This window comes from Planctobacterium marinum (assembly GCF_020687805.1).
Classification (GTDB): Bacteria; Pseudomonadota; Gammaproteobacteria; order Enterobacterales; family Alteromonadaceae; genus Planctobacterium; species Planctobacterium marinum.
This window is the reverse complement of record NZ_JAJEWQ010000011.1, coordinates 25,515-39,561: the sequence shown is the minus strand read 5'-3', so window position 1 is coordinate 39,561 and position 14,047 is coordinate 25,515. Positions and strand designations below refer to the sequence as shown.

The following is a 14,047-nucleotide window of genomic DNA, read 5'->3' as shown; positions in this document are numbered from 1 at the left end:
GGTCTGCCCGGCACAAATTTCATGCACCAAAGTTCAACAATCTCAAATTCAGTTTAAATTAATTGAACTAATGTCATGATTTAGCTTGAAAAAAGGGCTTTTGCACCAAAGATCAGCACAAGAAATTATGAGTTTTTACGTGCAAATTAAGCAGGCTTGCATTACTTTTAAAGTTAATTTTACAGGAATCCGGTACGGTTATGACAGATAACGAAAATACCCCAAATACAGCGAAGTCCCCGGCCTTCTATTTCGCCCTCGCTGCTGGCGTTGTGATACTGTTGGTCGTTATTTATCTGCTATTCTCTGGCGACGCTGAGCAGTCGGAACAACCACAACCGGTGGAAGTGCCCATTGTTACTGAACCGGATCCAGAGCCCGTTACCCTGCCCGAACCTGAGCCAGAGCCGGAAGAGGTATTGCCAGAGCCGGTGCCCATGCCTGAACCAACGCCCGAACCCGAGCCTGAGCCCATCGATATCAGTGATGCCGCCGTAAAAACGGCCATTGTGAGTCTGGCAGAAATGCCGACGCTGGCCAGATTCCTGGTAGATGAAGATCTGTTACGCCGCTTTGTGGTATTTACTGAAAACCTGGCCAATGAGCAACTGGCCGCCAGACACCACCTGTTGCGGGCGCCAGAAAATAGCTTCCGGGTTTACCGTCAGGCCGGAAAAGAATGGATAGACTCCTCCAGTTATCAACGCTACAGCGCTTATGTCAATGCGCTGGATAGTATTGAAGCGGAAGATTTACTGGATCTGTATGAGGTCTACAAACCCACCATTTCCGAGATCTTTGCGGAAATTGGCAACCCCGATGAGAATTTTGATTATCGCCTGATGGATGCCATAGACCATCTGCTGGATACGCCGGAAATCCCGGTTCCGGTAGAAGTATACACCGACAGTGTAATGTATAAATATCGCATTGATCAGGTGGAAGATCTAACCGCTCCACAAAAACAATTATTGCGCACGGGTCCGGAAAATATGCGTGTGATCAAAGCCAAGCTTAGGGAAATCAAAGCACTGCTAGATCAGTAGGACCAGCCTGCGATGGACCTGGCCTCACTGCAAAAAAGCCTTTCAGGCAAGGGTAAATTACCCCCGGTTGAGCAGTGGGACCCAGATTTTTGCGGCGATATAGATCTGCAAATAAAACAAGATGGCCAATGGTTTTATATGGGTACACCCATTGGCCGCAAAGCGCTGGTAAAGCTGTTTTCCGGAGTGCTGAAACGCGAAGAACAGGATTACTTCCTGGTTACCCCAGTTGAAAAAGTGGGCATTCAGGTTGAGGATGTTCCTTTTATTATTACCCAGTGGCGCAACGAAGACGGTTATCTGGTACTCACCACCTCCCTTGATGACGAAGTCGTAGCGAGCCCGCAAAACCCTGTCGAACTCAGATATCACCCGGCACATGAAACCTGGTTACCCTATGTTTTAATCAGACGTAAACTTTGGGCAAGGCTGCATCAGAATGTACTTTACCAACTTACCGATCACAGTGAAGCACAGCAAACCCGTTGTCCGGTAACCGGAAAACAGGTATTACAGGTCAACAGTGGCGATTACGCCGCACAATTAGGTTATCTTTAATCCTTATTTCGCGCCCAGCGATTGAGTGTTTGTCAGTGTCCGAAAAACCCGCTAGCATGCCCTTTCAGGCCCTGGACTAAAGTTACAACCTCGCCATGAAATATACCCCGGGTATCACCCAAAAAGTGTTCGCTATAGCCGCCAGTGTATTGTTACTGTTGCTGCTTATCGCTGCCAATACCCACCACAAGATCCGCAGTGTTAATGCTGAAATCAATTACCTGGCCCGGTACATCATTCCCGTGGTGCAGCTGATTGACGATGCCACGATTGCCATGTTGGAACAGGAAATTCACGTCGAACGCATTTTGAGTTGGCAACAGCAACCCGTCCGGCAATCCCACTTAGTCGACGCAGAAAAGGCGCTGTGGCATCAACAATATAATCAGGCAGACAGGCTATTAGCAGAAGCTGTTAAGCAACTGACACTGGCAGACAACCGGGTACCGGCCTCCCTGCACACGGCACCCGACAGTGCGATTCTTCGCGCAGTAGAACAAATCAGAAGCGCAAACCAACGATACTATGCGCATACCAGGGCGTTGTTACAGGAAGACGCGCAAAATACCGCCAGCAGCGAAAAACACCTACCCGGGCAGACACTGAGTCAGGAAGAGAACGCCCTGAACCGGATCGCCGAAGATGCGCTCAGTCAATTGCAAAATTATGCCATAACCACTTCACAACGAGCACAACTACATCAGGAATCGGTACTGCTTCAAAATACCCTGTTAACCCTTATCACCCTTATTACCGGGATGGTGTATGCCGCTATTCTGTCGAAAAAGTTAAGCAGGCCGGTCACTGAACTCAATCAACAAATAAACCATTTACTGGCGCAGGAACAGCTGTCCCAGGTACAGGCAAGAAGTCACGATGAGGTGGCCGTGCTGACTCAAAGGTTTAACCTGGCGCTCGATACCCTGCGCCGTGCAGAGCACCTTAAAGACGTGTTTGGCTTGTATCTGGATCCGCAATTGATTGAGCAATTAGAGCAACGCACCCTTGATTACAACGTTGCCGGCGAGCGTCAGTGTGTTACCGTGATTTTATCTAATCTGGAAGGCGTTGATGCACTTGCCAATAACCTCTCAGCGGAACAATTTATCAGGTTGCTCAATCAATACCTGGACATCCAATTGGGTATCAGTCGTGAGTTCCGCGGCATTCTCAATTTTTCGTTGACGGAGATTTTAAGCTTCTGGACTCATCCCTTTTCCGAGCAGCACACCCAAAACAACCTCGCCTGTCATATGCTATTGTCTCAGTTAACAGGGGTTGCACAGTTCACTCAGATTGTGCAAAAGCAGTACCCAAACAACGTTACTGATAATGCCATGCAGTTTCGCGCAGGCTTAGCCAGCGGTGAACTGGTTGTTGCTAACATGGGGCCCTCTGGAGCGCGCTCATTCACGGTAATCGGCGACGAAGTCAATGCCGCCAGCCGACTCAAGGGGGTTGCGCGATTTTTCAAAGTAAATCTGGTGCTCAGTGAGGATGTTGTCGGCTCTCTGGATGAGGCGTTCATCATACGACCATTAGGCTGGGTTAAAGTGCCAGGTAAAGATGACCCCATCAAAGTCTTTCATCTGATGGGCTATCGAAAAGACTACTCTCCCCACTCACTGGCGCAACTGGACAGTTATGTTGAAGGCCTGCGCTTATTCGAATCACGGCAACTCCCCGAGGCCACATCGCTGTTTCAGGAATATCTGACTTCTCAGCCTGAGGATATTGCCGCGAAAAAATACCTTGCGCTCTGCCAGCAGTGGCAAAACGGCCTGGAACCCCCTGCCGATACCTTCTATTGGGAGATAGCGCAAAAATGAAATCCAGACTCTATCTGCCACTAAGCCTTAAGATTTACGCGATCAGCCTGTTGATGTTGAGTTTTGTGTTAGTCGTTGCCATTGGTAACTATATGCGTATGACCACAGTCAAGGAGGAAGTCAGGGATATTGCACAGTTGATTTCGCCCATCAATAAACACATAACACAAATCTATATCCACACGTTAGAACAGGAAATTCTGTTTGAGCGGTTACTGAGGCTGAATCAGACCATACCAACGCCGCAGGGTGCCCTGGCGACAGAACAGCAGGCATTGCTTGTACGACAGGAACAAATCATGAAGCAAATTCATGAGACTCAGTCTCTGGCCGAGCAAGCCGCCTATGCTACGCGCATATTGCAAGATACGATTGCGCTGGCGCGCGTCACTCCGGATTTGCGCATGTTGGCTGAAGATCAATGGCAAATGCAAACCCTGTATCAGGAGATAATCAACGCGGTGCAATCGCGCGATAACCTCAGAAGTCAATTAATGACTGAACAGTTGCAACGCCATGAAACCCTGTTTAATCAGCGCATCGCCAGACTGCAGCACAATTTATTCGGGATCACCCAGGCCGGTATTCAAAAAATTCAGCGACAGGACGACAACCTGCTGACCTTCAATATCAGTATTTCAGTAGCGGCGCTGCTGGTTGGCATTATTGTCGCAGCCTATGCATCCAGACGGGTGACAGCTCCCCTCAAAGCCCTGATCCGGGGTTCAGATGAATTACTAAGAGAAAATTACCGCCACCAAATACCCGTGATCAGTAATGATGAAATCGGCGAACTGACCACCTCATTCAATCATTTAATGCAACAGGTGGAGACGAAAGAAACGCTGAGGGCCTCCATGCAGGAATACCTGGACCCCAGGGTTGTTAAACTGCTCACCGAACATCCCGAAGAGGTAAAAGGTGCGAGACACCATGCCAGTGTACTTTTCTCAGATATTGCACAATTCAGCAAACTCAGTGAGACCCTGTCACCGGAATCGTTAGTGGCTGTAATCAATGAATATTACAATCTCGCCGGTCAGGCCATATTGCAGATTGACGGCGTGGTGGACAAATACATCGGTGATGCCATTGTGGCTTTTTGGAGCCCCCCGTTTACGGAAAGCCAAAGCTGCGCCAGACTGGCATGTCGCGGGGCACTTAAACAGGTAGAACAACTACACCATTTGCGCCTTGCTCTGCCAAACTTAGTGGGTATTCGCAAAGGTTTACCCGATATTGACATTCGCATTGGTGTTGCCAGCGGCGAAATTATTGTCGGTAATATCGGCACCAAAACCAACCGCTCATTCACCATAATAGGCGCAGCCGTAGACATTGCTGAGCAACTGGAACAACTCAATAAACAACTGGGCACACATATTTTAGTGACCGAAAATACCCGCCAACAGGCCGGCACAGAATTTTTGTTTCGGCTCGCAGCTCAACTGGATTATGGCAGTACAGATGAAACCACAAACAAGCAGTTTGTTTACCAGTTGTTGGGTTACAGGGATGCCTTTTCCGAGGCTGAAATTAATCAGTTTGAAGACATTGACCACATACTGAAACAACTATTTTTAAGCCCGAATCAGCAACTTTTTAGCGCCCTGGAAACCTACCTGGAACACCATCCAGGGGATGCAATTGCACAGTTTCAGCGGCGTTCAATATCGTGCTAATTTGCTTTATTGACGGCTAGTTGCTAACGTTGCGCAAATTTCTGTGTTGCTCAACGTGCTGCTCAGACAACCCCAATCACCCCCCGGAGCGTAAGTGTCGTTATCTTTACCAGGTGTAGTTCATACCTTATTTGGCTTATTGGCACTTATTCTGGCCATGGTACTCATTGCAAAGCACCAGCGGATTTTGCTCAATCATCCGATGGGGAAACTCTACGCGCTGTTTACCGCGATCACTGCCGGCACTTCGCTGTTTATTTTTAATCATGGTGGACTCAACCCTGCTCATATACTGGCTGTTTTAACGTTAGTAGCGCTGCTGGGCGCGATTGTACTCTCTTTGTTTAAGGTGTTTGGCACCATCACCCCGTATGTACAGTTGACCTTAATGAGTAGTACTTTATTGTTCCATCTTCTACCGGCCGCCACAGAAGTGCTGATGCGCTTCCCTGTCGATGAGCCATTAGTAGAAAATTTAGAAGATCCCTTGTTACATCAAACCTTTTTAGTCATTTTTATATTATTCTTGCTACTACTGATGTGGCAGATTGCCAAACTAAAAAAGAAAACGATTTATATACGCTAACCGCACTAAATTGGAGGTTCGGGTTTTGAAAAGTCGAATACTAAGCACGCTTATCAGCAGTGTTATCTTGCTTTGCAACACAGATGTGATGGCATCCACCTATATACACGCCGGGAAGATCATTCCGGCCAATTCCGATGAGATCCTGTTTCGTTCCACGATTATCGTGGATAACAATAAAATTGTCGCCGTAGAAAGCGGTTATTCGACACCGGATTTCGACGACACCCTCATTGACCTGAAAGACGCCACCGTTATGCCTGGCTTGATGGATATGCATGTGCATATCTCTTCTCAACAGGGTCCTGGCGCTTACATTGAACGCTTTACCAAAAACGAAGCAGACTTCGCACTTAAAAGTGTTAAGTACGCGGAACTGACACTGATGTCCGGGTTCACCACCGTGCGTAATTTAGGCGATCGCTACAACGAATCGGTAGCCCTGAAACGCGCCATCAATGCTGGTGATATTGTCGGTCCGAGAATTTATACAGCGGCTAAAAGCATTGCAACAACTGGGGGACATGCTGATCCCAGTAACGGCAGTAATCAAGACATCATGGGCGATCCGGGTCCAAGAGAAGGTGTGATAAACGGCATTGCTGACGCCAGAAAAGCCGTCAGGCAACGTTATAAAGACGGCGCCGATCTGATAAAAATCACCGCTACCGGCGGTGTGTTAAGCCTGGCGAAAAACGGTCAAAACCCGCAGTTCATGGACGACGAGTTGCAGGCTATCGTTGCCACAGCCAAAGACTATGGTATGACTGTCGCGGTACATGCACACGGAAAAGAGGGCATGGAGCGGGCTATCCGGGCTGGCGTATCGTCTATCGAACACGGCACCTACATGGATGACACTACCATGGAGTTGATGAAGCAATACGGAACCTACTATGTACCCACGGTATTAGCCGGCAAATGGGTAGAAGAAAAAGCCCAAATCGATGGTTTCTTTCCGGATGTAGTACGCCCTAAAGCGGCAGCAATTGGTCCGCTGATTCAAAATACCTTCGGTAACGCGTTTCGGGCTGGCGTAAAAATCGCTTACGGTACAGATTCCGGTGTTTCTGCCCATGGCGACAACTGGCAGGAATTTGTCTATATGGTTGAGGCCGGAATGCCACCACTGGATGCCATTCGCAGTGCCACCTGGCACGGTGCAGCACTACTGAACGTCAGCGAACAATTGGGCTCCATCGAAGCCGGAAAGCTGGCGGATATCATTGCCGTATCCGGTGACCCACTTCGGGACATCAACGCTATGGGCAAGGTGATTTTTGTGATGAAAGACGGCAAAGTATTCAAACAACAAATTCCCTAAGCCATCATTTTAGCGCTCTGCAGCTCAGCAGAGCGCACTTCTTTACATCGCCACCATTAGCAGATTGCCCCACATGGCCACCACCACAAAAAATGAAGCAAAAAACACCAGCATACGATGCAAAATATGGTTGTAGGTTATGTGAATAAAGGCGTGCACATAGCGCAGCACCACAAAAACCCAGGCTAAAATCAAACCCAATCCACTTTCAGCCTGCATCACAATGTGCAAAATCGCGGCGGCGTAAAACAATACCGGCACTTCAAACTGATTGTTAAAATTGCGCCCGGTTTTAGCCACATATTCGGGCAATTCCTGGCCTTGCATCAACTTGTAGTATCTGGCTTTTACTTCTCCGGCTTTAACGCTTTTCATACGACTGGACAGGGTGACCAGTCCCACCAGCAGCGTCAACACCACCATAGCAAACATCGCGAACAACATGATTTAATCCTTATTTATTTTTTACTTCCGGCCACAGAATATTGTGTATCGCAAATTGGCGCAATCCTCACTTGTGATTCATAGTGTAAGTTAACATTTGATAACCTTCTGTGGAGTGCCCCATGCATAAGAGTTTTCATCGGTTTCCAAATGACTTTATGGGACGAGAATTTTATCTGTGGAGTTACGGTCACTACGGGCAACCCGTACTGGTGTTTCCCTCCTCATCCGGCATGGCACATGAATGGGAAGATGCCGGAATGATCAACCTGCTGGCACCCTTGATCAATGACGGCAAAGTAAAGCTCTATTGTCCGGAAAGTAACGTAGCAAAAACATGGAATAGCAAACAAAGCCACCCGGCGGATTACATCAAAGCCCATCAGGCCTACGAACATTACATTATCAACCACATCGTGCCCTGGATATATCATGACTGCAGAATGGATAAACTTCCCCTGGTTACCACCGGTGTGAGTCTCGGGGCGTATTACGCGGTAAACCACACCTTAAAATATCCGCATATCTTTAACACCTGTTTTGCCATGAGTGGTCGCTATGAGATAACGGGTTTAACACATGGCTTTAGCAACGACGATATCTACTTCAACAACCCTATCGCCTACCTGTCCAACATGCACGGTGAGGTATTACAGCAGGTACAATCGCAATGTGAGTTTATCTTAACCTGCGGCCAGGGCGCATACGAAGGCGGTTGTCTGGAAGAAACCGTGCAGTTAAGCGAAATTATGCGCCACAAAGGTCTCAATGTGGTGTGTGATATCTGGGGAGCCGAATCCATGCACGACTGGCCAGCCTGGAAACAACACATCATCAAACATTTTGGTCATGTTATTGGTTATTGATTTACGAGCCTGAAAAGTAAAACTGATTTTCGAACGAATTGAAGAGATTGACTACAGTGTTTATACATTAACACGAGAATCTTTAATAATTTAAGTAATCGAGGCAAAATATGCTGTGGCAGAACGCCAATGGAAACACTCATTGATGGAAAACTGGTTTGGGCTGAGAGGAATCTGAGCGCAAACTAATCTGACGAGACACCTAACCAAAAACTGGTATTCGTCAGATCAGATGCCGACTTCTACAAATTATTTACTGCAATTTCAGTATTCATTGCGTTTATAACTCAGCTATATGAGCCAGGGTTTCAGGGTGCCGCTGAACTAGCTTAAGAAGCGTTACAGCCTGACCATTTGGCACACTTCGACCTTGCTCCCAATTCTCCAGTGTACGGGAAGACGTGTGTAGAAGTTGAGCAAACACCCCACGAGACATATTAAACTGTTCTCGGATATTGACGATTTCATTAGGCGAGATTTTCAACTCGACAATTTCATCAACCTTGTGAGTTTTTAACGTTAACTTGCCTTCTGAATGCGCTTTAGCTTCAGTTAAAGCTGAACTTAGTTCGGCAAAAAGATTACGATTGCTCATGACGCCACGCCTCCATAAAAGCTTTTAGCTGTTTCTTTTGATCTGCAGTTAAGTCTGACATTTCGTTTTTGCCATAAATGGTTAGCAAATAAAAACGTCTTCTTTTATCCAGATAATAATAAATGACACGCGAACCACCACGTTTACCTTTTCCTTTACTTACCACTCGGACTTTACGCAAACCGCCAGTCCCCTGAATCACATCGCCTTCTCTGGGATTTACCATCAAGTCAGCCTGAAAAAGTCTATACTCCTCCTCGCTGAGATAGATTTCCCGATACTTTGCAAAAATGGATGATTCGACAAATACGCTTTTCATTCTCACAAATGTACGTTAAAAGCGTATAGAACACAACACCCATACGCATTTAACGTACAGAGTGTTCAGAGAACCCGAATCAACTCAAAGATGCGATGGATTTATACTGATTTACTGAGTTTTCGGCATTTTTCTGGCCGGCAATGTCTTCCCCATTTGTTCGCTCATTGGCTTGCTTAACCAGCTCTTCCAGCGCTTCTTTCAGTTTTTCCAGTTTGTCTTTAAGAAAACTCAGCTCTTTCTGTTGTGCCTGAGTGTGGGGTTTCTGATCACTCAGGGCGTCAATTGCGGATTCCGTTTTTTCAATTTCCTCTTTCAGCTCGTCCATTTTTTCCTGATCGATTCCCAGTCGATTGAGTGTAAGCCGTTCAAGCGCCTCTTCCAGAAAACTCTTTGGCTCCTCAGAAGCGGCAATTGATGTCCTGTCCGTTCCACTTTGGTTGCCATCCTGGGCAGATTTTTGCCTGCTTTCTGGTTGTGCCAGGGGATCGGTCAGCGATGTTGTAGCGCCTTGCGCTGTTGCTGAATCTTGCCCGGCAGTCCTGCCATTGCCATACATGTTCTGCCATCGATCATAATCTGCCTGCGACACTATCATGGTGATAACTCCTTATTACCTGGTTGAGCCACGCTGTTGTGTTGTCGCTGATACTGCAGCATGTGTGCCAGACGAAGGCAGGACGAGAGCATGAATGTTAATTTAATGACTGTAGTGTCCAGAAATTAATAAATTTCATTGAGAGATAAAGCAAAACAGATTCCTTTACAGGTTCGATTACGCCAATATTTGTTCGGAGTGCTTAACCTAATCTCCCTTTACGCGCAATAAACTGCGACATCAGTTAAAACAACGATGAGCGGTATCAGGGATGATACCTCAATCAATGCCCAGCACAGGGATGTGCTGTCATTGATGGTCGTCGTTGTACTGATGGCGAAGTTTATGTTGTTGCGCGTCAGGGGCTGCGGGGGATTCTTAAGGGGGGCGCAGCCCGGTCACCTTAAGGCGCAGTCGGCGCCCCGACAATGGTTTCAATCAAATGATAGCGGTTGAACTAAACAGCGGAGCCGAAAAAAGTCTGCCTTGGAGCCTGTAAATAGGTTGAGTGGTTCAGTATCGATGAATTAAGACTTAACCAAAATAATTGGTATCAGACTTTGGTTAGGTTTAGCCGCTCTGTCGAGTTGCCGCTGATACTGCAGCATGAGTACCAGACGAAGGAGATAAATAGAATGAAATTCATATTTATTAGCTGCATACGTATTCATTTGATTATTTTATTTACCTATTCTTAACTACACCCTTGTTAATTAATTGTTAACAACCGAATAGGTGAACATACACCTAAAAGTGCACAACAGGGGCCCTTCCATTTTGGAAATGCTTTAACAGCGGTGCAACGCCGCTGTACCGGTTCGGGATAACCTGCCCCTGAGATACGAATAAAAAGAGAATTAGACGAGAAAGAACCTTGTATTCAATTGAATACGAGTCAGCCTCCTTGTGCCTGCATAAAACCAATAACCATTAATCACACACTGATGTTCTCGCATCAGAAACAACAAGTAACAGGAATCTCATATGAACTGGAAAATTATTTCAGTCGGCTGCAGCCTGGTGTTATCTGGTCACGCCTATGCAGACTGGTTTTTTCGTGGCACAGCCAATAACTGGAATGCCACCGAACTCAGCGCCCAGGGTAATAACCAATATTCAACCTGCCAGAGCTTCGGCTCCGGTGATGCTGGAGGTGGGCCACGCTTTAAAATCGATCGATTCGGAGACTGGCAGGAAAGCTACCCTGGCGCAGATGTGCAGGTGAATTCCAACCAAAGTTATGAAATTAACTTTGATGCCATCAGCAAAAATATCAGCACCACCGCCGTCGCAGATTGCAACAGCCAGCCGGGTTTCAGCCAGCAATTTGCTCAGCTGTATTTCAGAGGTACAGCAAACAACTGGAATGCGGATGCCATGGCTCTGGTGGACGATAATACCTGGCAGTTAGATGTGGCCTTTGACGGTCAGGCCAATCAGCGCTTTAAACTGGATGTTGAGGGAGACTGGTCACAAAACTACGGCGACAGCAACAGTGATAACATCCTGGAATCATCCGGTGGCGATATTTATGTACAAGGTGTTGCCACTTACCGCATCACAGTAAACGATGCCACTCTGGCCTACTCGGTAGTCCCCATCACTTCCTCTAATCTGCTCCCCATAGCGGTGATTTCACCCGGAGGCAGCATCTCAGTGGCGGTGAATGATAACCTGGTACTGAGCGGTTCAGAGTCATCCGATCAGGATGGCATTATCAGCCAATACAGCTGGAGCACTGGCGAGACGACTGAGTCCATCAGCGTCGATACCTCCACACCGGGTAGTTTCAGCGTACAGCTGACAGTCACCGATGATCAGGGCGGTTCGGATACGGACACGGTAACCATTAACGTAACGGAAATGAGCGGCGACAGCTGGTATTTTCGGGGTACGCCTAACAACTGGGCAACCACGGCCATGACCACGTCCGATGGCCTGGTGTTTTGCACCCAACAATCCTTTGCCGCCAACAATCCCAGATTTAAAGTTGATCATTATGGCGACTGGACTGAGAGCTATCCCGGCAGCGATTATCTGGTAAATCCCAACAGCACCTATGACATTTGTTTTGACACTAGTGATAACAGCATCGATGCCACAGAAGTTGTTGGCACTGATACCCAGCCGCCGGTAGCCACGGCCACCCCATCGGCGGGTTCCTACCAGGATACTCAGTCGATAACACTGGCTATCACAGATAACCAGGACAGCACACCACAACTTTATTACACCACGGATGGCAGCACGCCCACCAGCAGCTCAGCGTTATATTCCGGACAGAACATCACAGCGTCGGATGTCGGAACAGGCACAGATTTGGTGATCAAAACTCTGGCAATTGATGCGGATAATAATCAACAGATACAAACCTTCAGTTATCAGATAGGCGCCTTGCCGGACAGCGGCGATTTTCGCAGCGAAACCATCTACTTTGTCATGACTGCGCGCTTTTACGATGGTGACACTAGCAACAACTACTACAACCGGGATCGCATAAAAGCAGGCGACCCACACTGGCGCGGCGATTTTAAAGGTCTGATCCAGCAACTGGATTACATCAAAGATCTGGGGTTTACCGCCATCTGGGTAACCCCACCAGTTGAGAATCGTTCTGGCCTGGATTACCACGGCTATCATGCCTATGACTTTTACCAGGTAGATCCTCGACTGGAATCACCCGATGCCAGTTATCAGGACTTTATCAATGCCGCTCACAGCAAAGGACTGAAAGTGGTACAGGATGTGGTGGTAAATCACTCTGGTCAATATGGTTTGCGCGGCGAGGTCTGGATTGATCACTTACCCATTAAATACTATGTCCCGACAGGCGCAGAGCAAGGTGATGTGGATAACGGCCCCTATCAGGGTAATCTGGGAGATTATAGCCGCCTGAATCGCGATGATAACGACAACCCGGTGGCCCCGCAGTGGTTCCGGGATCGCCACAATTCAGATCCTGATGGACTGGTGCCCCTGGTGGACCCTAAAACCGGTGTCACAGTTCCCAGTCCGGGTTACGATGCCAATCGCTTTTTTGGTATCGATGCTCAGGGATTAGATCCCAATTGGTATCACCTGGATGGCTTTATGGCCGGCGGAGACTGGGAAAACCCCACCGCATTGCAGAAGAAGCACATGGCTGGCGATACCATTGACCTGGCTACCGGCAACCAAAACGTTAAAGATTATCTCAATGGTGCGATTCAGATGTATCTGGATATGGGCGTGGACGCCATTCGTCTGGATACAGTAAAGCACGTTGAGCGCGATGAACTACTGACCTACATACACAACTGGCAAAGCCATAAACCCGGTCTGTTTGTATTTGGTGAAAACCTGGTAAAAGGCACCGGATGGGGTTCAGAAATCGCGAATGACAATGCTTCTGCGGTCATCCGTCCCTGGTGGTATACCCGCACCACGCAAGACCCGGCTAATCCCAATGGCGGTGGCGATTCAGGTTTAGCCGTACTGGACTTTTCGCTGTTCTCCACCTTCAGAGACAATGTCACCCGCGGTAATCTTGGCGGCGTTGGCGGGATATTCAGCATGGACTGGATCTATGGTGATGCCACCAAGCTTGTGACCTTTTTCCAAAACCATGATGTTGGCCCGGATAACGACTTCAAATATCGCTTTGGAGGTGACCAAGCCCACGCCGCATTGGTTTATAACCTGCTGTGGACGGTACGAGGTATACCATCACTGTATTACGGCGAAGAAATCATGTTTCAGGCTGGCCTGCCGCAAGACATCGCCAGTGCAAATGACACCATAGACCAAACCGGCCGGGCCTATTTTGGTCCTCACCTGGACGACCTCAGTACCACGCAGTCCCATCCTTTGTATCAACACATCAAGCGTCTCAATCAGATCCGCAAAGGGATCCCGGCACTGCAAAAAGCCCCGATGAGTCAGGTGAATGAATGGAGCGCAGGTATGAGTTTTGTCCGCGATTTATCTTCTGAAGGCAGTTATGCAGTGGTGGGCCTGGCGGCTTCATCACCACAAAACATCACCGTCTCAGGAATACAAAACGGCACCTACACGGATGTTGTGAGCGGCACCAGCCTCTCAACCAGTAACGGCAGCCTGCAATTCTCAGTACCGGCTTATTCAGCGCGGATCTGGGTGTTAAATGGCCCTGGTAAAATTGGTAGCGACGGCCTGTATCTGAAATAACCCACTCGCCCTGAC

Annotated in this window: 12 protein-coding genes; 8 read left to right on the top strand and 4 right to left on the bottom strand. The window is 47.9% G+C overall.

All coding sequences use genetic code 11. The features are described from left to right. Positions 1-200 precede the first annotated feature (200 nt). From LJ740_RS22440 to LJ740_RS22415, 6 genes are all read left to right on the top strand, one after another. Positions 201-1,046, top strand: coding sequence for a DUF3014 domain-containing protein (locus tag LJ740_RS22440; protein WP_229531380.1), 846 nt, complete (start codon positions 201-203; stop codon positions 1,044-1,046). Positions 1,047-1,058: 12 nt separating this feature from the next. Continuing rightward, on the top strand, positions 1,059-1,604 hold the full coding sequence (locus tag LJ740_RS22435; protein WP_229531379.1) for a DUF1285 domain-containing protein: 546 nt from the start codon (positions 1,059-1,061) through the stop codon (positions 1,602-1,604). 95 nt (positions 1,605-1,699) lie between these two features. Then, entirely contained in the window at positions 1,700-3,433 is a 1,734-nt protein-coding gene (locus tag LJ740_RS22430; RefSeq protein ID WP_229531378.1) for an adenylate/guanylate cyclase domain-containing protein, read from the top strand. Then, the gene (locus LJ740_RS22425) at positions 3,430-5,115 is read left to right on the top strand and encodes an adenylate/guanylate cyclase domain-containing protein (protein ID WP_229531377.1); all 1,686 of its coding nucleotides are present in this window, start codon (positions 3,430-3,432) and stop codon (positions 5,113-5,115) included. The genes LJ740_RS22430 and LJ740_RS22425 overlap by 4 nt, the downstream gene beginning before the upstream one ends. Positions 5,116-5,209: 94 nt before the next feature. Next, a complete protein-coding gene (locus tag LJ740_RS22420) occupies positions 5,210-5,701 on the top strand; it encodes a hypothetical protein (protein WP_229531376.1) in 492 nt (163 codons plus the stop codon). 88 nt (positions 5,702-5,789) lie between these two features. After that, positions 5,790-7,025 carry a metal-dependent hydrolase family protein gene (locus tag LJ740_RS22415; RefSeq protein WP_229531431.1) on the top strand — a complete coding sequence of 412 codons (1,236 nt, stop codon included), beginning with the start codon at positions 5,790-5,792 and terminating at the stop codon, positions 7,023-7,025. 42 nt (positions 7,026-7,067) lie between these two features. Here the strand turns inward: LJ740_RS22415 and LJ740_RS22410 are convergent, their stop codons facing one another. Next, positions 7,068-7,469: an MAPEG family protein gene (locus tag LJ740_RS22410; RefSeq protein WP_229531375.1), complete on the bottom strand. Its 402-nt coding sequence runs from the start codon at positions 7,467-7,469 to the stop codon at positions 7,068-7,070. A gap of 122 nt (positions 7,470-7,591) precedes the next feature. Between LJ740_RS22410 and LJ740_RS22405 the strand changes: the two genes are divergently transcribed. Beyond that, on the top strand, positions 7,592-8,335 hold the full coding sequence (locus LJ740_RS22405) for an alpha/beta hydrolase-fold protein (RefSeq protein WP_229531374.1): 744 nt from the start codon (positions 7,592-7,594) through the stop codon (positions 8,333-8,335). A gap of 280 nt (positions 8,336-8,615) precedes the next feature. On the opposite strand, the gene LJ740_RS22400 is transcribed toward LJ740_RS22405, so the two are convergent. From LJ740_RS22400 to LJ740_RS22390, 3 genes are all read right to left on the bottom strand, one after another. Then, entirely contained in the window at positions 8,616-8,930 is a 315-nt protein-coding gene (locus tag LJ740_RS22400) for a helix-turn-helix domain-containing protein (protein WP_229531373.1), read from the bottom strand. Then, positions 8,917-9,249 (bottom strand): type II toxin-antitoxin system RelE/ParE family toxin, encoded by a 333-nt coding sequence (locus tag LJ740_RS22395; RefSeq protein ID WP_229531372.1) that lies wholly within the window; start codon positions 9,247-9,249, stop codon positions 8,917-8,919. The genes LJ740_RS22400 and LJ740_RS22395 overlap by 14 nt, the downstream gene beginning before the upstream one ends. 79 nt (positions 9,250-9,328) lie before the next feature. After that, the gene (locus tag LJ740_RS22390; RefSeq protein WP_229531371.1) at positions 9,329-9,847 is read right to left on the bottom strand and encodes a hypothetical protein; all 519 of its coding nucleotides are present in this window, start codon (positions 9,845-9,847) and stop codon (positions 9,329-9,331) included. A 984-nt stretch (positions 9,848-10,831) separates the two neighbouring features. On the opposite strand from LJ740_RS22390, the gene LJ740_RS22385 reads away from it, so the two are divergent. After that, positions 10,832-14,032 (top strand): alpha-amylase family glycosyl hydrolase, encoded by a 3,201-nt coding sequence (locus tag LJ740_RS22385; protein WP_229531370.1) that lies wholly within the window; start codon positions 10,832-10,834, stop codon positions 14,030-14,032. Positions 14,033-14,047 lie beyond the last annotated feature (15 nt).

Coding starts and splice junctions, on each gene's coding strand:
- LJ740_RS22440 (WP_229531380.1), top strand. CDS start 201: ATGACAGATAACGAAAATACCCCAAATACAGCGAAGTCCCCGGCCTTC.
- LJ740_RS22435 (WP_229531379.1), top strand. CDS start 1,059: ATGGACCTGGCCTCACTGCAAAAAAGCCTTTCAGGCAAGGGTAAATTA.
- LJ740_RS22430 (WP_229531378.1), top strand. CDS start 1,700: ATGAAATATACCCCGGGTATCACCCAAAAAGTGTTCGCTATAGCCGCC.
- LJ740_RS22425 (WP_229531377.1), top strand. CDS start 3,430: ATGAAATCCAGACTCTATCTGCCACTAAGCCTTAAGATTTACGCGATC.
- LJ740_RS22415 (WP_229531431.1), top strand. CDS start 5,790: ATGGCATCCACCTATATACACGCCGGGAAGATCATTCCGGCCAATTCC.
- LJ740_RS22410 (WP_229531375.1), bottom strand. CDS start 7,469: ATGTTGTTCGCGATGTTTGCTATGGTGGTGTTGACGCTGCTGGTGGGA.
- LJ740_RS22405 (WP_229531374.1), top strand. CDS start 7,592: ATGCATAAGAGTTTTCATCGGTTTCCAAATGACTTTATGGGACGAGAA.
- LJ740_RS22400 (WP_229531373.1), bottom strand. CDS start 8,930: ATGAGCAATCGTAATCTTTTTGCCGAACTAAGTTCAGCTTTAACTGAA.
- LJ740_RS22395 (WP_229531372.1), bottom strand. CDS start 9,249: ATGAAAAGCGTATTTGTCGAATCATCCATTTTTGCAAAGTATCGGGAA.
- LJ740_RS22390 (WP_229531371.1), bottom strand. CDS start 9,847: ATGATAGTGTCGCAGGCAGATTATGATCGATGGCAGAACATGTATGGC.
- LJ740_RS22385 (WP_229531370.1), top strand. CDS start 10,832: ATGAACTGGAAAATTATTTCAGTCGGCTGCAGCCTGGTGTTATCTGGT.